15 protein-coding genes are annotated in these 22,852 nt (G+C 70.6%); 7 read left to right on the top strand and 8 right to left on the bottom strand.

Translation table 11 applies throughout. From position 1 onward, the window contains the following. Positions 1–221 precede the first annotated feature (221 nt). From QSK31_RS25375 to QSK31_RS25365, 3 genes are all read right to left on the bottom strand, one after another. Entirely contained in the window at positions 222–1,328 is a 1,107-nt protein-coding gene (locus QSK31_RS25375) for an alpha-galactosidase (protein WP_285686814.1), read from the bottom strand. After that, positions 1,325–1,705 (bottom strand): hypothetical protein, encoded by a 381-nt coding sequence (locus tag QSK31_RS25370; protein ID WP_285686813.1) that lies wholly within the window; start codon positions 1,703–1,705, stop codon positions 1,325–1,327. Before QSK31_RS25370 ends, QSK31_RS25375 begins: the two co-directional genes overlap by 4 nt. Before the next feature lie 176 nt (positions 1,706–1,881). Further along, on the bottom strand, positions 1,882–2,829 hold the full coding sequence (locus tag QSK31_RS25365) for a helix-turn-helix transcriptional regulator (protein ID WP_285686812.1): 948 nt from the start codon (positions 2,827–2,829) through the stop codon (positions 1,882–1,884). A gap of 63 nt (positions 2,830–2,892) precedes the next feature. Between QSK31_RS25365 and QSK31_RS25360 the strand changes: the two genes are divergently transcribed. Next, entirely contained in the window at positions 2,893–3,285 is a 393-nt protein-coding gene (locus QSK31_RS25360) for a VOC family protein (protein WP_285686811.1), read from the top strand. Here QSK31_RS25360 and QSK31_RS25355 read toward each other — a convergent pair. Then, positions 3,266–3,889 carry a DNA mismatch repair protein MutL gene (locus tag QSK31_RS25355; RefSeq protein WP_285686810.1) on the bottom strand — a complete coding sequence of 208 codons (624 nt, stop codon included), beginning with the start codon at positions 3,887–3,889 and terminating at the stop codon, positions 3,266–3,268. The genes QSK31_RS25360 and QSK31_RS25355 overlap by 20 nt on opposite strands. 66 nt (positions 3,890–3,955) lie before the next feature. On the opposite strand from QSK31_RS25355, the gene QSK31_RS25350 reads away from it, so the two are divergent. The 4 genes from QSK31_RS25350 to QSK31_RS25335 all read left to right on the top strand — a co-directional run bounded on the left by QSK31_RS25350 (position 3,956) and on the right by QSK31_RS25335 (position 7,351). Further along, positions 3,956–4,642: a response regulator transcription factor gene (locus QSK31_RS25350; protein ID WP_285686809.1), complete on the top strand. Its 687-nt coding sequence runs from the start codon at positions 3,956–3,958 to the stop codon at positions 4,640–4,642. Continuing rightward, complete coding sequence (locus tag QSK31_RS25345) at positions 4,639–5,910, top strand: HAMP domain-containing sensor histidine kinase (protein ID WP_285686808.1); 1,272 nt, start codon at positions 4,639–4,641, stop codon at positions 5,908–5,910. The genes QSK31_RS25350 and QSK31_RS25345 overlap by 4 nt, the downstream gene beginning before the upstream one ends. Positions 5,911–5,990: 80 nt before the next feature. Then, the gene (locus tag QSK31_RS25340; protein ID WP_285686807.1) at positions 5,991–6,779 is read left to right on the top strand and encodes a lytic polysaccharide monooxygenase; all 789 of its coding nucleotides are present in this window, start codon (positions 5,991–5,993) and stop codon (positions 6,777–6,779) included. Positions 6,780–6,817: 38 nt separating this feature from the next. Then, the gene (locus QSK31_RS25335) at positions 6,818–7,351 is read left to right on the top strand and encodes a DUF305 domain-containing protein (protein WP_502873007.1); all 534 of its coding nucleotides are present in this window, start codon (positions 6,818–6,820) and stop codon (positions 7,349–7,351) included. A 67-nt stretch (positions 7,352–7,418) separates the two neighbouring features. On the opposite strand, the gene QSK31_RS25330 is transcribed toward QSK31_RS25335, so the two are convergent. The 4 genes from QSK31_RS25330 to asnB form a co-directional block, all read right to left on the bottom strand. Beyond that, positions 7,419–8,912 carry a GGDEF domain-containing protein gene (locus QSK31_RS25330; protein WP_285686804.1) on the bottom strand — a complete coding sequence of 498 codons (1,494 nt, stop codon included), beginning with the start codon at positions 8,910–8,912 and terminating at the stop codon, positions 7,419–7,421. 72 nt (positions 8,913–8,984) lie between these two features. Beyond that, the gene (locus tag QSK31_RS25325) at positions 8,985–9,266 is read right to left on the bottom strand and encodes a DUF6881 domain-containing protein (protein WP_285686803.1); all 282 of its coding nucleotides are present in this window, start codon (positions 9,264–9,266) and stop codon (positions 8,985–8,987) included. Continuing rightward, entirely contained in the window at positions 9,263–18,202 is an 8,940-nt protein-coding gene (locus QSK31_RS25320; protein WP_285686802.1) for a LamG-like jellyroll fold domain-containing protein, read from the bottom strand. Before QSK31_RS25320 ends, QSK31_RS25325 begins: the two co-directional genes overlap by 4 nt. 167 nt (positions 18,203–18,369) lie before the next feature. Then, positions 18,370–20,274, bottom strand: a complete 1,905-nt coding sequence (asnB, locus tag QSK31_RS25315) for an asparagine synthase (glutamine-hydrolyzing) (RefSeq protein ID WP_285686801.1) — start codon at positions 20,272–20,274, stop codon at positions 18,370–18,372. 164 nt (positions 20,275–20,438) lie between these two features. Here asnB and QSK31_RS25310 point away from each other — a divergent pair, with 164 nt between their 5' ends. Further along, complete coding sequence (locus tag QSK31_RS25310; RefSeq protein ID WP_285687012.1) at positions 20,439–21,131, top strand: response regulator transcription factor; 693 nt, start codon at positions 20,439–20,441, stop codon at positions 21,129–21,131. Next, a complete protein-coding gene (locus QSK31_RS25305; RefSeq protein ID WP_285686800.1) occupies positions 21,128–22,846 on the top strand; it encodes a sensor histidine kinase in 1,719 nt (572 codons plus the stop codon). The genes QSK31_RS25310 and QSK31_RS25305 overlap by 4 nt, the downstream gene beginning before the upstream one ends. Positions 22,847–22,852: the final 6 nt, after the last annotated feature.

The raw sequence follows: 22,852 nt of genomic DNA, 5'->3' as shown, positions 1-22,852 counted from the left end.
CGTGTGACCGCGCCAGGCCCTGCGGCGGCCGTCCGCGGAGTTCGTGTGGCCGGTCGCCCCGTCGCCTTCCAGCAATGAGACGGTGCCCGTCGCGCGGCTTCGGGCCACGTCCTGGTCCTACGCCGGCTGGTCCTGCGCCGGGGCGGTCCTGGGGCCGGGGCAGTCCTGGGGCCGGGGCGGTCCTGGGGCGGGGCGGTCCTGGGGCGGGGCGGTCCGCGATGTCAGGCGTTAGTGGCCGGCTGGTCGATGCGGAGCAAACGGCAGCCGTGGGCCGGGACCTCGGCCGAGAGATCCGGGCCGTTCGCCGGCAGGGTCTCGTCCGTCCACAGGTCGGTGATCGCCGCCGCGCGGTGGAAGCCCAGGTCGGCGGCGCGTACACGAATGGCTGTGGGGTGGTTGTCCAGGTTGAAGAGGCCGGCGTAACGGGCGTCGCGGTCGGTGGCCTCCGCGGTCCACGCGACCAGGGCGCCGTCGCGGATGACCTGGCGGTTGTTGTGGCTGCTTCGGAGAATGTCGAGCACCGCGGTGTTGGTGAGCAGGGCGATCGTCTCGGCCGGTGACGTCGGCAGGTCGCCGCCCATCATCAGCGGGGAGCGCCCCAGGCACCACAGCGATATCAGGGTGCGCTGCTCGTCGGGGGTGAGGAGGGACATGCGGTCGTCGCCGCGTTCGGCTCGGATGCCGATGTGGCCCAGCGGGAGCATGTCGGCGTCCGGCCAGGCGCCGGGGCGGGCGTGCGGCGCCCATGCGGCGAGGCGGGCGAACTGCGCCTCGACGTCCTCCCAGCGGTCCCACAGGTCGTCGGAGATGCGCCACATCGCGGCGTTGGCGCGCAGATGATCGAGGCGCTCCAGGGACATGGCCCTGCCGGGGGAGAGGCTCAACGTCATCTCCCGGCCCGAGCGGCGCAGCGCTGTGGCGAACGCTGCGATCTCACGCTCGTGGTAGGGCCAGAGCATGTCGTCGGCCTTGACGAAGTCGACGCCCCAGCCGGCGAAGAGCGTCCCCAGTGAGTCGTAGTAGTCCTGCGCGCCAGCCCGGTCATGGTCGAGGCCGTAGTTGTCGCTGTTCCAGGGGCACACCGCGTCCCGGTCCGCGATGTCGCCGAGCCCGAGGTCGAGCAGACCGCCGGCAGCCGTCGACGGGATAACGCCGCAGTCGGCCGCCGGTGCCGCCACGCTGTGCTCGGCCGCCGGCCGCGAGCCGCTGTGCTCGGCCGCCGGCCGCGAGATGCTGCGCTCCGCCGCCTGCTGCGAGCCGCTGCGCTCCGCCGCCTGCCGGGGCGCGCTGCCCTTAGCCGCCGGAGGTGAGTCGCTGTCAGCAGTCACCTGGGAACCACGACGGCGGCCGTCGGCGGCCAGGCGGGGAACGCCGCGCATGATGTGCAGACCGAAACGCAGGCCGAGATCGCGGATCCGGTCGGCGAGCGGACGGAAACCGGCGCCGTCGGCCGCGGACGGGAAGCGGTTGATCGCGGGTACGGCCGGCCGAGCTCGTCCAGCCGCAGCGGCGCCCCGGCGTTGTAGCCCCCGGCGCGGGCGGTCGGCTCGTACCACTGGATGTCGACGACGATCGTGTCCCAGCCGTACGGAAGCAAATGCCCTGCCATGAACGAAGCGTTGGCCAGCACCTCCGCCTCGGTGACCGTGGTCCCGTAGCAGTCCCAGCTGTTCCACCCCATCGGCGGCGTCTGCGCGACAGTCATCCGTCCATCCTGATGCGTCCGGCCGCCGCAAGCGCGGGGATAGGGGAAGCGCGGGGATAGCGGAAGCGCGGGGAGAGTGGGGAGGGCCGGAAGCGTGGGGAAGAGGGGGAAGCGCGGGGAGAGCGGGGAGACCGGGGAGGGCCGAAAGGCGCGGGGAGGGCGGGATGCGCAGACGCTCAGACGCGATCCGCGGAGGCGGCAAGCCGTCCCGCCAGCGCCCGCACCAGCTCGCGCAACTCCTCCGGCCGCTCGATGACGAACGGCAGATCGAGCGACGCGAGCACCCCCGGAATCCAGTCGAGGCTCTCGGCGCGGATGTCGACGTGGCACCAGGGTTCGCCCTCGCGCACGACGGCGACGCTGGCCGGTAAGCGTTCACGGATCTGAGCCGGCGTCCCCTGAACGCGCAATGTGACTTCGTGTCGATAAGGCGCCGTGGCCAGCCCGTCCAGCACACGCTGCGCGGGGTCGACTCCCGGCGGCCGCGTGAACGACCCCGGCAACGCCCGCGCATGTGCGATGCGGTCGAGGCGAAACGTCCGGTCCTCCCCGATCCCGGCGTCCTGCCCGGTCACGTACCAGCGACCGGAGTGCGCGACCAGCCCGTACGGATGCAGGGTGCGGTCGCGTTCCGCGTACCGGATGGTGACCGGCCGGTGGTGACGCACCGCGTCCGCGATGGTGAGCAGGACCCCGGTCTCGGGTGCGGGCGGCGAAGCGGGCGTGGCCGTGAAGGCGAGCGACTCGAGGACGGCTTCGAGCCGGGAGGCGAGGCGCGCCGGGAGAACCCGCCGGATCTTCGCGGCGGCGGTCTCGGTGGCGGTGCCGGCCGCCGCGGTCGTGAGCCCGGACCGGCTCCCAGCGACCAGGCCGAGCAGCACGGCGAGCGCCTCGTCGTCGCTGAGCATCAGTGGCGGCAGCCGATAACCGCTGGCCAGCCGGTATCCGCCGTAGCGCCCGCGCACCGACTCGACCGGGACGTCCAGGTCGATCAGGTGGTCGACGTAGCGCCGTACCGTGCGCGGGTCGACGCCGAGGCGGTCGGCGAGTTCGGTCATCGTCCGGACGCCGCCCGACTGGAGCAACTCCAGCAGCGTGAGCACCTGAGCGGTCGGGCGGGCCATGTCCGGGAATCTACCCGGAATACTGGACCGAATCTGTCCAGTATCAGTTCTAGCGTCTTGCGCATGGACTTCGTATCGATTCGCGTCATCACCGAGAACGTCGCACGGCTGGCCGACTTCTACGAGAAGGTCACCGGAGTGCCCGCCGAGCGGCTCAACGACGACTTCGCCGAGCTGGTCACCTCGTACGGAACGCTTGCGATCGGCAGCACACGCACCGCGCCGGCGGCGATCCGGCCGGGGGAGAACCGCAGCGTGATCATCGAGTTCCGCGTCGACGACGTGGACGCCGCCTTCCGCGACCTGGCCGGCTTCGTCTCGCCGGAGCAGGAGCCCACCACGATGCCGTGGGGCAATCGGTCGCTGCTGTTCCACGACCCGGACGGCAACCTGGTCAACCTTTTCGCGCCGGTCACGCCCGCCGCGAGCGAGCGGTTCAGCCGCCGATCTCGTTGACCTCGGCGAACGGGCGGTTGACGTTCCAGACCGCGTGAATGATGAAGCTGTGGTTGGTCTCGTTGAAGTAGACCGCCAGGTTCTCCGGGCTGTTCTGCACCGTCGCCACCTCGAAGCCGTTGCTCGGGGTGGCGCTCACGACCCCGACCTTGCCGTCCCGGATGCGGATCACGGCCTGCCCGCCGTCGACCCGGAACGACCGCACATACGTCTCGACGCCGTCACCGGCGGTGGTCACGGTCCAGCCGTCGACCACCCGCGACTCGGCAGCCGGGGGAGCGCTGGTCGGCGAGGTCGTCTTCGTCGGCGGGGTGGTGCGCGGCGGCTTGGTGGTGCGGGTCGGTGAGGGCTCGCCGGTGGGTTCCGCTTCGTCGTCCGGCTCGGCCGCGGGGGTGGCCGGGCTGGGCGATGTCGGGGGTACGGAGGGAAGCGGAAGCGGGTTGCCCGCCCCGGAGCGGCGCAGCTGATCGGCGGAGAGCAGACCGCCGTCGTCGCCGGTCGCGGTGCGCAGCACGGGCAGCATGGCGACCGACGCCAGCACGATGCTGGTCAGCGTCGCGGCCATCCAGCCGAGAAGCGGGAACCAGGTCCGGGGACTACGCACCGGGCAATGATGGCACCTCGACGCCGCCGCGACGAAACGCCGGGGCGTCGATCTAGGGTGTGTGCCATGGCGCTGATCCTGCTGGTCGAGGACGACCGGTACATCACGGCCGCCCTGGTGCGGGCTCTGGGCGATGCCGGGCACGTGGTGCGGCCGGTCGGGCAGGCCGGTGCGGCGCTGAAGATCCTCACCGAGGATCAGCCTGACCTGGTCATCCTGGACCTCGGCCTGCCGGACATCGACGGTGCCGACGCGTTGCGGATGATGCGGCAGGTTTCGGCCGTGCCGGTCATCGTGGCGACCGCGCGGCGCTCCGAGCAGAACATCATCACGTTGCTGGAGGCGGGCGCCGACGACTACGTGACGAAGCCGTTCTCGGCGGGGCACATCCTGGCCCGGATCTCCGCCGTGCTCCGGCGGGCACGCACCGCCCCGGAAGCCACACCCTCAGTGATCACCGTGGGCGGGTTGGAGATCAGCCCCCGGCAGCGGCAGGTGATTCTCGACGGCGCCCCGTTGCAGTTGACCCGGCGCGAGTTCGACGTGCTCACCTATCTGGCCGAGCGGGTGGGCGAGGTGGTCAGCCGCCGGGAGCTGCTCGCCGAGGTGTGGGACCAGGCCCGGGTCGGTGAGGAGCAGACGATCGACGTCCACATCTCCTGGCTGCGGCGCAAGCTGGGCGAGACGGCGGCGGCTCCGCGCTATCTGCATACCGTACGCGGGGTCGGGGTCATGATGGTCGTCCCGAAATGAGGCGGGCGCTGAATCTGCTGGCGCTGGCCATCACGGCGATGGTGGCGCTGGCCTTCCTGGTGCCGCTGATCGTGGCGACCCGGACGATCGCCCACGACCGGGCGATCGGCGAGGCGCGGCAGCAGGCGTCGGCGATGGTGGCCGCGCTGGCCGTGCAATCGGATCCGGCTTTGCTGACGGTGGCGGTGGCCAGCACCCCGGCGGGCAGCGCCGGCCGGCTCGCCGTACACCTGCCCGGGTTGTCGCCCATCGGGACCACCCACGTGGCCGCGGCGGACGTCTCCCTGGCCGACCGCGCACGCCGGCCGATCACCGCGACGGCCCTGGGCGGCCTCGCCTATCTGCAGCCCAGCGTGCTCAGCGACGGGCGCGCGGTGGTGATCGAGGTGTACGTGCCGGAGGGCGAGATGTGGCGCGGGGTGTGGCCGGCCTGGTTCGCGCTGATCGGGCTCGCCGTCGTGCTGGTCGCCGGGTCGCTGCTGCTCGCGGACCGGCTGGGCGGGCGGCTGGTGCGGGCCACCCGGGAGCTGTCCGAGTCGAGCCGCAAGCTGGGCGGCGGTGACCTGTCGGTGCGGCTGACGCCGTCGGGGCCGCCGGAGTTCCAGGACGCGGCGGTGGCCTTCAACTCGATGGCCGACGACCTGAAGCGGCTGCTGCACAACGAGCGTGAGCTGGCCGCGGACCTGTCGCACCGGCTGCGGACGCCGCTGACCGCGCTGCGTCTGGACGCCGACTCGATGCCGCCCGGGCCGGTGGCCGACCGGATGCGGCAGGCCTGCGACATGCTCGACGAGGAACTGGAGCAGATCATCAGCACGGCGCGGGCGGGCACCAGCGCGCGGTTGCGGGCCGAGCACACCGATCTGGTCGAGGTGCTGGCCGACCGGCTGGCGTTCTGGTCGGCGCTGGCCGAGGACCAGGGGCGACGGTACGACGTGCGCGGCGGCGAGCGCCCCGTGTGGGTGCCGGTGGCCCGCAGCGAACTCATCCTGGCCGTGGACGCCATGCTCGGCAACGTGTTCGCGCACACCCCGGAGGGCGTGGCGTTCCGGCTGAGCGTGTCCCCGGGCGGCGTCTACCTCGACGACGCGGGCCCGGGCATCGCCGACCCGGCGACGGCCATGCAGCGCGGTGTCAGCGGCGCCGGGTCGAGCGGCCTGGGGCTGGACATCGTCCGGCGGGTGGCGGAACAGACGGGCGGCCGGCTGGCGATCGGCCGCAGCCCGCTCGGCGGCGCGCGCGTCGCGATGCTGTTGGGCCCTTCATGAACCTTTAAGGCTCCGTTATGGGAGGCGTGGCTACGTTCCTTTTCGTCAGTCACCGCACCTGGAGTTGGGAGACCCCCGTAATGCGCAGAGCGATCACCTATCCGTTGGTGGCACTCGGGGCCGCCGCCTCGACCATCGTGGTCGCCTCGCCCGCGCTCGCACACGGCTACGTCTCGTCGCCGCCGAGCCGGCAGTCCCTCTGCGCCACCGGCGGGGTCGCCGACTGTGGACAGATCCAGTTCGAGCCGCAGAGCGTCGAGGGCGTCAAGGGCCTGAAGAGCTGCGACGGCGGGGTCGCCGGATTCTCGGTGCTGAGCGACGAGAGCCGCGACTGGCCGGCCAAGTCGGTCGCCGGCAAGGTCACCTTCACCTGGGTGATGACGGCCCGGCACCGCACCAGCAACTGGGAGTACTTCGTCGGTGGCAAGAAGGTCGCCACGGTGGACGGCGGCAACGCGCAGCCGGACGCGGTGGTCAACCACACGGTCGACCTGAGCGCCTTCCCCGGGCGCCAGAAGGTGCTGGCGGTGTGGAACATCGGCGACACGGCGAACGCGTTCTACAGCTGTGTCGACCTGAACGTCGGAGGCGGCGGGGGGACGGTTCCTTCCACCCCGTCCGACCCGCCGCCTTCGTCGGAGCCCACCAAGCCGGCCGACCCGAAGCCCGCCGACCCGAAGCCCGCGCCTCCGGTCGAGGAGAAGCCGACCCAAGCCCCGGCCAAGGGTGACTGGGCCGCCAACGTCTCTTACAAGACCGGAGACAAGGTCAAATTCAAGGGTCAGACGTACGAATGCCGGCAGGGTCACACCTCGCTGAGCAGCTGGGAGCCGTCGATCTACACCCTCGCCCTGTGGCTGCCGCTGTGAAATACCGAGCAATCGCGGTCGTCGTCGCGGTCCTGGCCCTGACCGGCTGCGGCACTGACAAGGCGGCGGAGAACACCAAGGTGGCCGCCGCCGTCCAGGCCGGCGACAAGTACAACGACACGGATGTCATGTACCTGCAGATGATGGTCGCCCATCACGAGCAGGGCCTGGAGATGGTCGAGATCGCCGAGAAATCGGCGAAGAAGCCGGAGCTCCTGGCCTTGGCCAAGGCGGTCGACGTGACCCAGGCCGACGAGGTCACCCTGATGAAGGGCTGGCTGGAGGGCTGGTCCAAGCCGACCACGGTCGACCACGCGCCGAACGCGCACGCCGACCACGGCGGCCTGCCCGCGACCGGCCCCGAGGAGATGAGGGCGCTGCGCGACGCCACGGGCGGCGAGTTCGAGACGACCTTCATCAACCTGTTCGTCGCCCACCAGCACAACGCGGTGGAGATGGCGAACATGGAACGGACCGGCGGTGCCAACACCGAGGCCAAGGCGCTCGCCGAACGGGTCCGGCAGTCACGCACCGATCAGATCCGCCAACTGCTGACGATGCTGAACGGCTGATCCGCCCCGGACCGCCGTACGGACCGGGTTCGTCCTTCCCATCCCCAGGGACGAGCCCGGTCCTTCGCTATGCGCAGACCCGGTTGCGGCCGCTGTTCTTGGCGCGATACAGGTTGCGGTCGGCAACAGCGAGGAGCTCGGGTACGCCGTGAGCGACCCCGATGCTGACGGTGACCGTGAGCCCGTCGGTGACCGCACTCCAGTCGTAGCTCTCCACGGCGACGCGCAGCCGCTCGGCCGCATCACCCGCGCCGTCGGAGCCCATCTGGTCCAGCACCACGGCGAACTCCTCACCGCCGAACCGGGCCGCGGTGTCACCGGCCCGGCAGGTGATGCCCAGGATCATCCCGAGGCGCCGCAGCACCTCGTCGCCCGTCAGGTGCGAGTACGTGTCGTTGACCCGTTTGAAGTTGTCCACGTCGACCAGCAGGACGGCGCGGTCCACGGCTTCGACGGCGAGAATCTCGTCCAGGGCGCGACGGTTCGGCAGCCCCGTCAGCGAGTCGTGCCGGCTCTCCCGGAGCAGCTGCGCGGTCTCCCACCGGACGGCGGCCACGCTGGCGCTCCGCTTGGCGGCGTCGGAGGCGATCCGTTCGAACAGCGCCCGGAACGCCTTGAAGTGGTCCAGCGCCCGGCGCAGGTCACCCGCCTTCTCGTACGCCTGGGCCAGATGATCGTGGTAGGTCATGGCCGCGGTCTCGCCCTCGGCCAGCGCCAGCGCCTCGGCGAACATCGCGATCGCCTCGTCGTGCCGGCCCAGCTCGAGGTAGACCCACCCCCGGCTGTCCAGGTAGTGCGTCATCACGGCCGCGGCGTCCTGTTGGGGGTCGAGCCGGAACCCTTCCAGCAGCCGCAACGCCTCGTCGGGCCGCCCGCCCAGGGCCACGCCTTCGGCGAGGTTGGCGACCGCGACGGCTTCGTACCGCCGGTGCCCGTGCCGCCGCGCGATCATCATGGCCTCGGTGGACAGCTCCGCGGCCAGCGTCAGCTCGGCGTCGGCCATCGCGTAGTCGTGCCGCGCCCGGGCCGGCTCGACCCGCCCGAGGTGCCCACAGGCCATCGTGTCGAGCAGCATGCCCACGGCCAGCTCATCGGCGAACCCGCGCGCGAGCTGCAGCCCGCGCAGACAGTGCTCGATCCCCACGTCATGCTGCTGAATGCTGACGCACACGGCCCCGAGCGTGGTCAGCGCCTTGATCCGGGCAGTCCGGTCCCCGGACCGGTCAGCGGCCACCAGAGCCCGGTCCGCTTCGGCCACGGCCTCATCACTCTGCCCGACAGCAACAAGCACCCGGGCATCGATACACCGGGCGATCGCTTCCCCGGCAAGGTCCCCGATGCGCTGCCAGATCTCCAGCGCTTCGAGTACGACCCGCATGCTCTCCGGGTATTCATCCCGGGCCCGATGCACCCCGGCCATGATGGTGAGCGCCCGAGCCAGCGCGGCCTCGGAGTGCCGCCCAGCCCGCGCGTCCTCCATCACCCGCCCCGCAACTTCCATCGCGGCCACCGTGTCGAAGAAGTCCAGCCGCTCCTGGGCATGGTCCAGCGCTTCCGTCACGCTGACCCCAGCCACAGCTATCACGGAACGAGAATCGGCGCATACGGGACACACTTGAGGGTTCCTACGGCGTCAGCGATCCGAACGCGCCTCGTTCCACGCGCGCTCGAACTCGTCCGGTGTGATCACCACCGCGTTGAATTCAGGTTGATCGGAAATCTCGTTCAGCGGGGGAAATGCGACTTCAGCGAGTCCGGCGGTGTCGGTTTCATGACTTTGGTCCGCCCATTCTGATCTACCATTCCGATAGTATTGAACCTTGCGAGTCTCGTACCCGTCGGCACCGAGTTCGCTCAAATAAAGCACGGGCTCATCGGTGAAGTCGTGAGTCCATGTGACCTTGACATACTTCACCGCTCATTCCTTCCGTAGCTACGGACACGGCCTGTGATATCAAGCGGCCCACTATTCAGGATCACGTAGACTCCCTCCCGGCCTTTCTTGACGTCCAGCCCCGTGACGTCGATCTCGACGTAGTGGGAGTATTTACGCCCGAGCCATCCGACTTTCAAGAAAGCTGCCGAGAGCTGGTTGTTTCTCTTGGTTCCAGGCTTGATGTCCGTCAGGTATTGGCCGTCACCGTAGCGGGCATCGGCCGGATTGTTCGCCTTCACTGAAGGGTGCAGTTCGCCGCTGGACAGGATTCTAGGCAGATTATCTTCACTGGTGTAGTGGTAGAGGGTTGTCGGTACCTCGGGCGCGGTCTCCACTTCCTTGACGGTTGCGGCAGCCGGACTCGCCGGGGACTCTGGGGCCTTGTCTCCGGTCGGGGCACGCGGTGCGGGGTCACCCTTGCCGACCGACGGCTTGTCCACCTTGTCGGGCTTCGCCCGCGGGGATGAGGTGTCTGAGGCGCGCGGTGGCGTGGCCTTGCTCGGGCTGGCGCCGGCGGTGGTGGCGGGGGTGGCGCCCTTGCTCGGCTTGCCGCCCTTGCCGATGCGGGACGGGATCAGGCCGTCGGTGACGGCGCTTACCGCTACCTGCTTGAGGTCGATGCTGCCGGTGTCGATGAACTGGGTGACCGCGTCCTCGACGCCGGAGGCGACCGCGTCGCCGGCCTTCTCGATGACGGCCCGGCCGAGGTTGGAGCCGGCCTTCGCGACCAGCGGGCCGGTCAGCTTGCCGACGACCTGGCCGGCGTAGGGGCCGCCCAGCAGACCCGTCACCGCGCCTACGCCGAAGGACTGGGCCGCGTCGCCGAGGTTCTTGATGTCGCCCTGTGCGGCGTCCTTGGCCAGGTTGATGATGGCCGCCGTGCCGACCATGCAGGCCACCGCCCCGGCGCCTGCTGTTGCCGCAGTGCAGGCCAGGCCGGCGACCACCCCGCCGACGATGGCTGCCGCCTCGATCAGCAGTTCCTTGTGGTCCTTGGCCCACTTGGCCGCGTCCTTGACCTTCTGCGAGACGGACGTGACGGCCTTCTTGGCTATCTTCTTCCCCTTGGCGGCCAGCGACTTGAGGCCCGCGCCGAGGGATTTCTTCAGGTTGAACTTGGAGGCGCCGAGGAAGGCTCGGCCGGATATGCCGCCGCCCGTCTTGAGGTTCTTCGAAGCCGCGAGGACGGTTTTGCCGACGGATGTGGTCGCCACGTTGACGGCTGCCGTGCGGACGGCCTGGTTGGCGGCTGCGACCACGGTGGAGGCGGCCTTCTTGACCTTGCCGGTGACCTTTTTGACCCGGTCCTTGAGCTTCTTGAAGGACGGCCAGTGACCGGTGGGGTCGGTGTCCATCAGCGGGGAGTTGTCCGCGTACGCGAAGCGGTTGGCGCTGACCGAGTCGGGCACCGGGTCGTTGGCGACCGAGTCGCGGGAGTCGAACTGGCCGGTGTCGGGGTTGTACCAGCGGGCGTGCATGTTGACCCGGCCGGTGGCGCTGTCCGTGTACTCCTGCTGGAAGCCGAGCGAGCCGGCCATGCCGCTGGAGCGCAGCGGCTTGCCGAGCGGGTCGAATGTGGACGAGCCGGTCAGGGTGGCGCCGGCGCCGGTGAACTGGGCGACGTGGTCGGTGTGCTTGTCGGTCCACGAGTAGAGGCCGGTGCTGCCGTTGACGGTGCCGAAGAGGTCGTCGGTGGCGTCGCGGACGTACGCGGTGGTGCCGTCCGACGCCAGGTTGTTGCCCTGGCCGGTGTAGCTGAAGCCGGCGCGCAGCACCCGTCCGAGCGCGTCGTAGGAGTAGGTCTGGCTGGCGCCGCCGCCCGGGGCCTGCTGGCTGATCGTCTGGCCGTAGGCGTCGCTGCGGGTCAGCGTGGTGGTGCCGTTGACGACCGCCTGCGCCAGGGTGCCGCGGGCGGTGTACGTGTACTGCGTGCCGTCGCTCGACGACATCAGCTGGTCGCGGACGTCGTACGTGAGGGTTCTGGCGCCGATCCTGGTGCGGTTCCCGGCCAGGTCGTACTCGTAGGCGACCGTGGCGACCCCGTTGTTCCAGGAGGTCAGCTGGTCGGCCAGGTCGTAGGTGTAGGTGTTCTCGGTGGTGCCGCCGAAGCCGGTGGTGGTCTTGTCGGTCAGGTTGCCCTTGACGTCGTACAGGTAGTCGATCGCCGCCACTTCGCGTCCGGCGCTGGTGTGCAGCTGGTCGCGGGAGAGCCGGCGGAACGCGTCGTACTCGAAGGTGCGGGTGTTGCCGCCGGCGTAGGCGATCGACGCGGGCTGGGACAGCTCGTTGTAGCCGTAGGTGGCGGACAGGCCGGCCGTCTGGTTGGCCAGGGTGCGCAGCCGCCCGGCGTTGTCGTAGGTGTAGCTGGTGGTGCCGGCGCCGTCGGTCCGGGCGGCCGGTTTGTTGTCCGCGGTGTAGCTGAAGGTCGCCGCGCCGGACGGGCCGGTCGTGGTGCGCAGCAGCCCGCGGTCGTCGTAGGTGAAGGCGTCGGTGCCGCCGGGCGCGGACGCCGAGGTCATCCGGCCGCCGTTGTCGTAGCCGAAGACCCGGTCGGTGGTGGCCACCTCGGCGCCGGTGCCGGTCTGCCGGGCCAGGTTGCCGGCCTCGTCGTACTGGTAGCCGACCGCGACGTTGCCGGGGGAGCGGTCCGCGGCCACCTGCCCGGCCGCGTCGTACACGCGGGTGAAGGTGCGGTCCGCGGTGCTGGGGTACTGCGCCGTCGCCGGCTCGATCACCGACTCGGGCAGGTTCAGGCTGTTGTACGTGGTGAGGAAGGCGTTCCCGCGGCCGTTGGTGAAGCGCGTCCGGTTGCCCAGCGCGTCGTACCCGAACGTGGTGTTGATCGAGCGGGTCGCCGACACCGGCTGGTTCTCCGAGGTGAGCAGCCCAGCAGCGTCGTACGTGAAGGTGGTCCTGGTGCCCCGCTCGTCGATCGCGGCGGTGGTCTTGCCCTCCAGGTCGTACTCGGTGAACGTGCCCGCCAGGTAGTCGCCCTCAGGGTCGAGCTCGTAGGTCTCGACCGGGCGGCCCGCCTTGTCGAACGCCACGCCCTTCTCGGTGTTGTTCGGCAGGATCGTGACGTTCTGCCGGCCGAGGCCGTCGTAGAGGAGCTTGCTGGTGCTGCCCGCCTCGTCGGTGGCGGTGACGACCTGGCCGGTCGCGTTGTACGTCTGCGACGCGATCACCCCAGCCGGCGACGTGGTCGAGCCGAGCCAGCCGCCGGCGTTGTAGCCGTACCGTGTGGTGTGGTTGGCGTTGTCCTGCCGGACCACCTCGGTGCTGGTCAGCGTGCGGCCGAGGTAGTCGTAGGTGGCGGTGTCCACCGCGCCGGTCGGGTCGATGGTGGAGAGCCGGTCGCCGAGCAGGTCGTAGGTGTGTTTGGTGACCAGGTTGCCGGGCTCGGTCTGCTTCACCACCCGGCCGAGCTGGTCGTACGTGATGGTGGTGGTCCGGCCCAGCGCGTCGGTGACCGTTTTGACCTGGCCGAGTTCGTCGTAGGTGCGGGTGGACTGCGGCGTCACCGGGGCGCCGCCGGGCGGGGTGTACGCGGGCAGGATCGTGGTCGTCGGCCGGTCGGCGGCGTCGTACCGGGTCTCGGTGACCTGACCGGCCGCGTTCTTCACCTCGACCGCGTTGCCGAACGTGTTGTAACCGGTGGTGGTCACCGCGCGGACCGACACGGGCGCGCTGCCGGCGGTCTCGGTCTGCACGGCCGGGGCGGTCAGCACCGTCGGCCGGCCGGCCTCGTCGTAGCTGTGGTCGGTGGTGTCGCCGTTCGGGTCGGTGGAGGCCAGCACCAGGCCGTCCTCGTCGACCCGGTACGACGTACGGATGACCCGCGCGTCGCCGCCCGGACCACCCCCGTCGCGGACCGCGGCTACCTCGGAGGTGCTCAGCGCCTTCTGGTAGAGCTGGACGTCGTCGACGGAGCCCTGCCAGAAGTCGGTGACCGAGCCGTTCCACCGGCCGGCGCCGACCGTGATGCCGCCGGACGACGGGAACGGCCGCACGCCGGTGTCGGAGTCCTGCTGGGAGCCGTTGACGTAGAGCCGCATGGTCTGCGAGGCGGCGTCGTACACCCCGGCCAGGTGGGTCCAGGTGCCGGCCGACGGCACCGAGGTGGAGGTGGAGCCGACCGCGCCGGGGGTGCTGGAGTCGGACTGGCTGGTGACGAACTGCCAGCGGTTGCTGGGCCCGTCGTAGCGCAGCTGGAACGGGTTCTGCTTGATGCCGTCGGCGCTGACCGCCTGGCGGGTCGTCCCGGTCGCGCCGAGCTTCACCCAGGCGGCGACGCTGAAGCTGCGGCTGGTGTCGACCGGCGTCGCCGCGCTGGTCAGGCGTCCGTCGATGCCGTTGAGGACGGCCGCGCCGCCGCGCTCGGAGGAGAACGTGACGCTGCCCGACGACGGGGTGAGCTTGCCGTTGCCGACGTCGTCGGCCGCCCGCCCGTCGGTGAGCCCGTCGAGCCTCCACCGGGCGGTGCGATCCGTGCCGGTCAGCCAGAGCCATTCCGAGGTCTGGTTGCCGGCCGCGTCGTACGCGTAGTTCATCCGTTCCAGCGCCGTGCCGGAGCCGACCCGCCGGTTGGTAGCCAGCAGGGCGTCGTCGTTGTCGTACTCGTACTCGGTGACCCGGTTGACGCCGGCCGGGTCCAGCGCCGACGAGGTGCTCCGCCCTGCTGCGTCGACGGTGTACGTGGTCGTGGTGACGCCGTTGTTGGTCTTGCGGGCGGTCAGGTTGCTGTCCGCGTCGTACGTGTTCTGCTCGGTGACGAACGCGGCGTCGGTCGCCGGGTCGCGGCGGGTGATGGTCGCGGTCAGACCGTTGTCGGTGTACGTGTACGCGGTCACCCAGTTCATCGCGTCGACCTCGGTGGCCACGCGACCGGCCGGGTCGTACGTCTTGGCGAGGATCCTGAGTTCCCGCCCGGGCGACGGGTTGTTCGGGTCACCGCGCCAGTCCTCGAGCACCGTCGAGGTCAGCTGCCCGTTGTAGTCGTAGGTGTTGCGGGTGACGTCGCCGTCCGGTTCGGTCTCGGTCACCACGTTGCCGAGCGCGTCGTACGTGTAGAAGGTGCTGTTGCCGACCGAGTCGACGGCCTCCGCCTGCTGGCCGTGCACGTTGTACCTGTAGAAGACGGTCCGCGCCGCGTCGCCGCCGGTCGAGTCCTGCACGTGCTGCTCGACCAGGTAGCCGTCGTTGTCGTAGGACATCGACGTGGACGCGGTGTGCACCGCGCCGGTCACCCGGTTGGTGACCCGCGGCTCGACCTTCCAGATCATCCGGCTGAGCTCGTCGTACCCGTAGGTGGTGGTGCGACCGGCGGCGAACGTCGAGGTCGTCACGGTTTCGTCGGTGACCCGGCCGGCCAGGTCGTACACGTAGGAGGTGACCCGGCCGGACGGCTCGGTCTTGGTGGCGACGTCGCCGTTGCGGTAGTACGTGACGCTCTGCCGGGTGCCGCCCGGCGTGGTCATCTGCAGGGGCAGCCCGGCCGGGACCAGCCCGCCGCCGACCGCGCCGCCGGTCCCGTCGGAGTAGATGGTCCGGGTGACCCGGCCGAGCGGGTCGGTCACCGCGGTCCGGTTGCCCTTGGCGTCGTACGTGTACGTGGTCAGGTACCGGTTGTCGGTGGCCGACGACGAGCGCCCGTCGCGTTCGGTGAGGATGACGTCGTTGCGCGGGTCGGGTGTGAGCTGCGTCGAGGTCGCGTCCGGGTAGTACGTGTAGTAGATCGTCGAGCACCGGCCGGCGGACTGGTCCTGGCAGGTGGCGGAGGAGACGACGTTGCCGCGGACGTCGTGCTCCTCGGTGGTGGTGCTGCCGTTCGGGTCGGTCGTTGTGCGCAGGAAGCCGGCACTGTCGTACCCGAACTTGGTGGTCTTGCCCAGTGCGTCGGTCGAGGCGACCTTGCGGTCGGCGGGCAGTTCGTACTTGTCGGTGAGCCACCGGCCGTTCGGGTCGACGGTGATGACCTGCTTGGCCGGCTGCCCGGTGGACCGGCCGCGCGCGTCGAACTGTGCCTTGACCTGGTCGGCGGAGAGGTTGGCCCGGTAGTAGGCGAACTCGGCGAGGTGACCCGGGAAGAACCCGTTGGTGCTGTCCGCGGCCGCGGACGGCCAGTTCAGCGTGGTGCCCGCCCCGACGTAGGGGTTCCAGGCGTCGCTCGCCTCGACCGTGCGGTTGACCGTGCCGGCCGCGTTGCCGTCCAGGTAGAGCACGGTGTTGCTGCCGGCGGTGAGGGCGACGTGATGCCACTGACCGTCGTTGACCGTGCCGGCCGTGGTGACCGGCGTGGCGCCGTCGCAGTAGCAGAACTGGCCGCGCAGCTTGCCGTCCCGCCCCACGTACAGCGCGGGCACCCAGTTGTCGGTGAGCTCGTCCGGGTCGTTCCAGATCTCGTGGGACTGGAACGAGTAGAGCACGCCGCCGCGGGTGTTCCCGGCGTCCATCTTGAACCACAGGCTGACCGAGACCGGCCCGGCCTGCGGCACGTTCTGGTCGCTCAGCCCGACGTGCGACGCCTCCCCGTCGAAGGCCGCGACCTTGCTGTCCTCGAACGGCCCGCCGGTGCGGCCCAGGCCGACGTCGCTGTACCAGGCGTCGTTGCCGATCACCTGGTTGACCGCGTGCCAGGTGCCGGACTCACTGAACCGCCAGTAGTCCTGCGGCCGGGCGGCGAGAACCGCGGCCTGGTAGACCCTGCTGGTCCCGGAGACGGTCGGCTTGCCCATCTTCCAGACGCCGCCGTTGATGTCGTTGACCGTGTCGACCGTGCCGTCCACCCGGTCGTAGTCGATGGCCGCGGTGGTGCTGCCGGACGGCCGGAGGATCTTGACGACCGGGTGCGAGTCGGTGGTGCCCGAGCTGCGCAGGACGGCGATCTCGTCGGCGGTCAGCGGCCGGTCGAAGTGCGCCGCCTCGGCCAGCGAGCCCTTGAAGAAGCTCGGCGTGACCGCGCTCGACGATTGGTCCGGCCAGCCACCGCCGTTGAATCCGGCGCCCAGGTAGCGGCGGTTGGAGGCGCTCAGGGCGGCCAGGGCGACGTTGCCGGTCTTGGTGCCGGCCTCCACGCCGTCCAGGTAGAGCCACTGTTTGCTGGCCCCGGCGACCAGCGCCGCGTGGTGCCAGTTGCCGTCGTTGACCGCGGCCGCGGTGGCGATCGTGGTGCGGGAGCCGTCCCACAGGCCGCCGTGCAGCTTGCCGCTCACGCCGATGTAGAGCGCCGGCGTGAAGTGCCCGCTGGTGGTGCTCTTCGTGATCGGGTCGGCGGAGTAGCCGAGGAGCACCCCGCGGTCGCCGGGCGCGGCCTTGAACCACAGCGAGACGGTCTGCACGCCGGCCGCGTCGGCCAGCTGCGCCGGCAGTTCCACCCGCGACGAGGTGCCGTTGAACCCGGCGGCGGTGGCGCTGGCGCCGGCCAGCGGCCCCGGCCGGCCCAGGGCCACGTCCACGTAGCCGGCGGTGTCGACGCCCTGGTTGTTGACGACCGCGCTGGCCGCGCTGCTGCCGGAGGTCTCGGTGAGCCGCCAGTACGAGTCGGGACCGGCGTTGCCGACGATCGACGGGTGCTGCGAGGCCGAGGTGTGCTGGTACGCGGTGCAGGTGCCGTCGTTGCCGGGCGGGCAGACCCGGGTCAGCTCGTCGTCCGGCCCGTACCGGTACTCGTGCGTGTAGCTGGTCTCCGGGTCGTCCGGGTCGAGGCGCTCGGTGCTGACGTACTGCACGTGCCAGCGGCCCGAGCCGGTCGCCATCCAGTCGATCCACAGCCGCCGGCCGGACGCCGCCGTGATCGATTCGGTGCGTCCCGCGGCGTAGCCGAAGGTCAGGGCCCTGTTCTGCACGTCGGTCATGGACGTGACGCGGTAGCGGCCGGTCCCGGCGGCCACGGTGAACACGTACGCCGTGCCGTCCTTGTCGACCAGCCGGTAGCCGCCGCTGATCGCGGTGAACGTGGCGAAGCGCCCGCCCGGCGGCACGTACGAGCCGTCGGCGTTGCGGCCGAAGCCGACCTCCTGGCCGTTCGGGTAGGTGACAGTGACGCCCTGGAGCACGCCCGCCCGGTCGCGGACCTCGGTGGCCTTCGCGTCCAGGATGCTCGACCAGCCGGCCCCGAACGCGGTGTCCCGCCGCACGTCGAGGGTGTTGTAGTAGCGCTCCATCGCGAGCGCCGGGCCGACCGTCGGCACCGTGACGTCGGTGACCGTGGTGGTGTAGTTGCGGGTGTTCGGGTCGAAGCCGCGGTCGCCGTTCTGCGACAGGCCGCCGCCGATCAGCGGCTGCGGGAACCGGGGGAGCAGGGCGTTGCTCTCCTGCGAGGTGCTGCCGGCCGAGCCGTCGCTCGCGGTCACCGTCCAGGAGTACGTCTGGCCCCAGCGCAGCGTCCCGGACGGCACCGTCCAGCTGCGGGCGGACCGGGCGCCGGACTGGGCGACGACGGTGCCCGCGGCGTTGGTGACGGCGAAGGCGTACGTGACCGAGCCGCCGTCCGGGTCGTGTCCGGCGGCGAGCAGTTCCGGGGTCAGGGTCGGCACCGAGGCGCCGTTGGCCGGGTACTGCGCGTCGATCTGCGGCGCGACGTTGGCCACGAGCGCGCGGCCGGCGACGGCTCGCGGGGTGGTGGACCGCTCGACGACCCGCTCGAACGTGGGCGCCGGGGGCAGCGCCCCGATGCCTTTGCTCTGCTTACTGCCCGCGCCGCCGTTCGCCCGGGTGTCCTGCGTGACCTTGGCCTTGCCGCCGTCGGCTTGCTTGGGCAGCCCTTTGAAGGCGTCGTCCGACGGGCCGCGGAGCGAGAAGCCGTACCTCTGCCTGATCTGGGCGATCGTCTCGGTGACCGGCGGTGGGCGCTCCAGCGTCCCGGCCAGCTGCAACGGAACCGCGCCGCTGATCGCCAGCGATATCGACGCGGACATGGAAATCGCACGCCGCATTGACCTGGTGGCCATGGCCGTCCCCCCGTAACCGAGTCACCGTCCCCGGTTTATACCTGCCCTCCATCGATAAGCGACGATCAATAAGGTCGTTTTGGCGCTAGCCGTGATCGCTTGATTACTTAACAGTCACGCTCTACTGTGGCCGGTCACCAGGCGGGAGCGAGCGTCGCGTGCGCGGGCGTGGGGTTGATGGTCTTGTCGATGTAGATCGCGTGCCACAGGCAGAACATCGCGACCGTCCACACCTTGCGCGAATTGTCGGCCACGCCGGCCCGGTGGTCCGCCAGCAGTTTCCGCGCGTAGGTCAGGTCGAGCAGGTACCCGGCGTGGGACGTCTCGAACAGCCAGCTCACCCACTCGCCGATCCGGCCCTTCAGCCACACCCGGGTCGGCGTGGGGAACCCCAGCTTCCTGCGGTCCCGGACCGACTCCGGCACGATCCCGCGCATCGCCTCGCGCAGCGCGTGCTTGGTGGTCCTGCTGTGCGCGGGCAGTTTGAGCTCGGTCGGCAGGCCGGCCGCCGCGGCGTACACGGCCTGGTCGAGGAACGGGACGCGCAGCTCCAGCGAGTGGGCCATCGACATCCGGTCCGCCTTGGCCAGGATGTTGCCGGGCAGCCAGGTGTGCAGGTCCACGTACTGCATCGAGGCCACGTCGTCGACGTCGGCGGTCTCCGCGTACAGGTGGGCGGTGACCGTGGTGTGCGGCGGCGCGGTGAAGCGCATCAGGTCGGGCTTCTCGGCCGGCGAGAAGATGCGCGCGTTGCCGTAGTAGCGCTCCTCGATCGGCGTGGTGCCGCGATCCAGGAAGCTGCGGCCCTTCATGCCCTCCGGCATCGCGTGCGAGATCGTCCGCAGGCCCTTCTTCATCCGCTCCGGCAGCTTGTCGATGCTCGACAGCGACGCCGGCTCGCGGTAGATCGTGTAGCCGCCGAACAACTCGTCCGAGCCCTCGCCGGAAAGCACCACGGTGACGTGCCGGGACGCGGTCTGAGCCAGGAAATACAGGGGTACGAGCGACGGATCGGCGACCGGGTCGTCGAGCAGGTGGACGATCCGTGGCAGCTCCCGCAGGACGTCGTCCTCGGTGACGACCGTGGGCGTGATGCGTACGCCGAGCTGGGCAGCCGTGTCGGCCGCGATCTCGATCTCCGAGTAGCCCTCGTCCGCGAACCCGGCCGTGAAGACGTGCAGGTCCGGCTTCACCTCCTGGGCGAGCGCGACCACCGCGGACGAGTCGATGCCGCTGGACAGGAACGCCCCGACCGGCACGTCGGCGTGCATGTGCTTGCGCACGCTGTCGCGCAGCGCGTCCTGGATCGCGTGGTAAGCCGCCTCCGGCTGGAGGTTGAGCGGCCGCAGCGACGGCTGGAAGTACCGCTCCACACGCTGCCCGCCGGCCGCGGTCCAGGTCATCCGGTGGCCCGGCGGGAGCCGCTTGACGTGCCGGTGCAGCGTCCCGGGCTCCGGGACGTACTGGAAGGTCAGGTAATGGGCGAGCGCCTCGGTGTCCAGCGCCGCCCCGGGGTCGCCGGCGAACGGCTCCAGCGCCTTGCGCTCGCTGGCCAGGTGCAGCCCGTCGGTGGTCTCCAGCACGTAGAGCGGCTTGATCCCGAACGGGTCGCGGGCGGCGTGCACGGTGCCGGTGTGGGTGTCGTACGCGACGAACGCGAACATCCCGCGCAGCCGGGGGAGCGCGGCGACACCCCAGTAGTGGAACGCGGCCGCGAGAACCTCGCTGTCACCCTCCGTGGCGAACGTGGCGCCGTGCGCCCGGGTCAGCTCGGAGCGCAGCTGGCGGTAGTTGTAGATCTCGCCGTTGAACACGACGGTCCAGCGCTCGCCGTAGTGCACCGGCTGGACGCTCTCCTCGCGGTCGACGATCGCCAGCCGCTTGAAACCGAAGGCGAGCCCGTCCGCGAACTCGATCCGGGTGTCGTCCGGCCCGCGGTGGTGCATGGTCTCCAACGCGCCCGCGAAGGCGGCGGCGGTCGCCGGGTCGGGCGGGCCGGCGCCGGGGCGGCTGCTCACGAAGACGCTGAGGCCACACATGGGCGTCACTCCTGTCGGTAGCGGCGAGTTACGTGGCGGAACGTACGTTCAGCGCTGTGAAGAACCTGTGGGGAAGTGGCTGAGAATCGCGTTCTCACCGGAACCGGGCGCCTTCTTCACAGGAATCCGGCAATTCTTGGCCCGGTTTGCCTGCGTGAGCGAGAATCGCGCCCGTGACCGCACGTGTTCTGGTGGCTGACGACGATCCGAAGCATGCCCAGCTCATCCGGCTCTATCTGGAGCGAGAGGGGCACCAGGTGATGACTGTCGGTGACGGTCGGGCGGCCTTGGAGATGGCCCGCTCGCGGCGTCCGGATCTGATCGTGCTCGACATCATGATGCCGCTGGTCGACGGCCTGGACGTCTGCCGGATCCTGCGGGCCGAGTCCAACGTCGCCATCCTGCTGGTCACCGCCCGGGCCTCGGAGAACGACATGCTGCTCGGGCTGGACATCGGCGCCGACGACTACCTGGCCAAGCCGGTCAGCCCCCGGGAGCTCACCGCCCGGGTACGCGCCCTGCTGCGCCGCACCGGGGCCGGTGAGGAGTCGTCCTCGATCATCCGGGTCGGTGACTTAGAGGTGGACACGGGCCGCTTCGAGGTGCGCGTGGACGCCGAACCGATCAACCTGACCGCCAAGGAGTTCGGCATCCTCGAGCTGCTGGCCCGCGAGCCCGGCCGGGTCTTCACCCGCGGTCAGATCATCGACAAGACGTTCGGCTTCGAGCACGACGTCTCCGAGCGCACGGTCGACGCGCACGTGGTCAACCTGCGCCGCAAGATCGAGGCGAATCCGGCCGAGCCCCGGTACGTGCAGACCGTCTACGGCCGCGGGTACCGGATGGCCGAGCCGTGAGTTTCCGCCTGCGGATCTTCGCGCTCGTCGTGCTGATCGCGCTCACCGCCATCGGGGCCACCGCGTGGCTCACCCTCAGCCTCACCTCCCGGGAGATCGCCCAGTCCGAGGAGAACGAGGCCACCCACCAGACCCGGATCCTCGAGGAGGTCCGCCAGTACGGCCTGCGGCACGGCCGGTGGCCCGGCATCTCGGTGGTCGTCGGGGAACTGGCCCGGTCGACCGGCCTGCACATCCAGGTGCGGACGATCGACGGCGCGGTGCTGGCCGACTCGGACACCATCGAGGGCCGCCGCTCCGGCCCGGTACGCGGCGCGCCCCTGACCGTCGATCCGCAGCCGGAACTCGCCGGCGTGGTGCGCGTCGGTACGCCGGTGAGCTGGCCGGTCGACGGCCTGGTGAAGCTGCCGGCCGACCTCTTCGGATCCACCGGGGCCGACGGCGGCCCGGCGGTGCTGGCCGTCCGGCAGCTGGCGCAGTACCGCGCCGCCCTGATCGCGGTGCGCTGCATCGCCGATGAGAATCCGGCGGAACCGGCGCTGCTGCTGGACCGGGTGCCCTACCTGACGCCGACGCAGATCAGCGGCCAGCCGGCCTGTGTGACCGCGGCGGCGAACCGGGTCGTCACCGACACGGCGTGGCTCAAGGAGGTCTCGCAGTCCTTCGCGCCGTGCGTCGGGCCGGTCGATCCCGACAAGGTGACAAGCTGCCTGCGGCTGGCGTTCGTGCGGAACGTGGGCGACTTCTCCGCGGTGCCGCTGCGGCTCTACCTGGGCTTCCGCAGCGACCGGGACATCGCCGACCTGGGCTCGCCGGCACTGCTGGGCGTGGCCGGGCTGATGGTGGTGGCGCTGGTCGGCACCGCGCTGATCGCCCGCCGGGTCAGCCGGCCCGTGTGGCTGCTGACCGAGGCGTCGCTGCGGCTGGCCGACGGCAAGCTGGACGTGCGGGTGCCGATCAAGGGGCGCGGCGAGCTCGCGTTGCTGTCCGCGTCGTTCAACGCCATGGCCGAGGCGGTGCAGAGCAGCGAGGAACGCCAGCGCCGGCTGATCGCCGACATCGCGCACGAGATGCGTACGCCGTTGTCGAACCTCCGCGGCTATCTGGAGGGCCTGTCCGACGGCGTCGTCGAGCCCAGCCGTGAGCTGTTCGTCTCCCTGCACGAGGAGACCCTGCTCCAGCGCCGCATCCTCGACGACCTGCAGGAACTCGCTCTCGCCGAGGCGGGTGACCTGACCTACACGCGCACCTCCTTCGACCTGGCCGAGCTGGCCACGAACAGCGCCACGGCCCACCGTGCGGTGGCCGCCGAGGCCGGGGTGGAGTTGGTCGTGGAAGCCCCGGGGGGCACCTGGGTCCGCGCCGACCCGGAACGGCTGCGCCAGGTCCTCGGCAATCTGCTGACCAACGCGATCCGGTACACCGACCGCGGCGGCCTGGTGGAGATCAAGGCCCGCCCCGAGGTCTTCGAGGCGGTGCTGATGGTGCGGGACACCGGCGTGGGCATCGCCCCCGAGGACGTACCCCGGGTGTTCGACCGGTTCTGGCGTGCCGACCCGGCCCGGCAACGCGCCACCGGCGGCAGCGGCCTCGGCCTGACCATCGCCCACCGCATCGTCACCGATCACGGCGGCCGCATCAGTGTCACGAGCACCCCGGGTAAGGGCACCACGTTCGTCGTCCGCCTGCCGCTGGATCCGTGGGGAGGATCGTGACACGGT

It is taken from the genome of Actinoplanes sp. NBRC 103695 (genome assembly GCF_030269485.1).
In the GTDB taxonomy this organism is placed as follows: Bacteria; Actinomycetota; Actinomycetes; order Mycobacteriales; family Micromonosporaceae; genus Actinoplanes.
This window is presented reverse-complemented; position numbering and strand designations above follow the sequence as displayed.

Coding starts and splice junctions, on each gene's coding strand:
- QSK31_RS25370 (WP_285686813.1), bottom strand. CDS start 1,705: ATGACTGTCGCGCAGACGCCGCCGATGGGGTGGAACAGCTGGGACTGC.
- QSK31_RS25365 (WP_285686812.1), bottom strand. CDS start 2,829: ATGGCCCGCCCGACCGCTCAGGTGCTCACGCTGCTGGAGTTGCTCCAG.
- QSK31_RS25360 (WP_285686811.1), top strand. CDS start 2,893: ATGGACTTCGTATCGATTCGCGTCATCACCGAGAACGTCGCACGGCTG.
- QSK31_RS25350 (WP_285686809.1), top strand. CDS start 3,956: ATGGCGCTGATCCTGCTGGTCGAGGACGACCGGTACATCACGGCCGCC.
- QSK31_RS25345 (WP_285686808.1), top strand. CDS start 4,639: ATGAGGCGGGCGCTGAATCTGCTGGCGCTGGCCATCACGGCGATGGTG.
- QSK31_RS25340 (WP_285686807.1), top strand. CDS start 5,991: ATGCGCAGAGCGATCACCTATCCGTTGGTGGCACTCGGGGCCGCCGCC.
- QSK31_RS25320 (WP_285686802.1), bottom strand. CDS start 18,202: ATGTCCGCGTCGATATCGCTGGCGATCAGCGGCGCGGTTCCGTTGCAG.
- asnB (WP_285686801.1), bottom strand. CDS start 20,274: ATGTGTGGCCTCAGCGTCTTCGTGAGCAGCCGCCCCGGCGCCGGCCCG.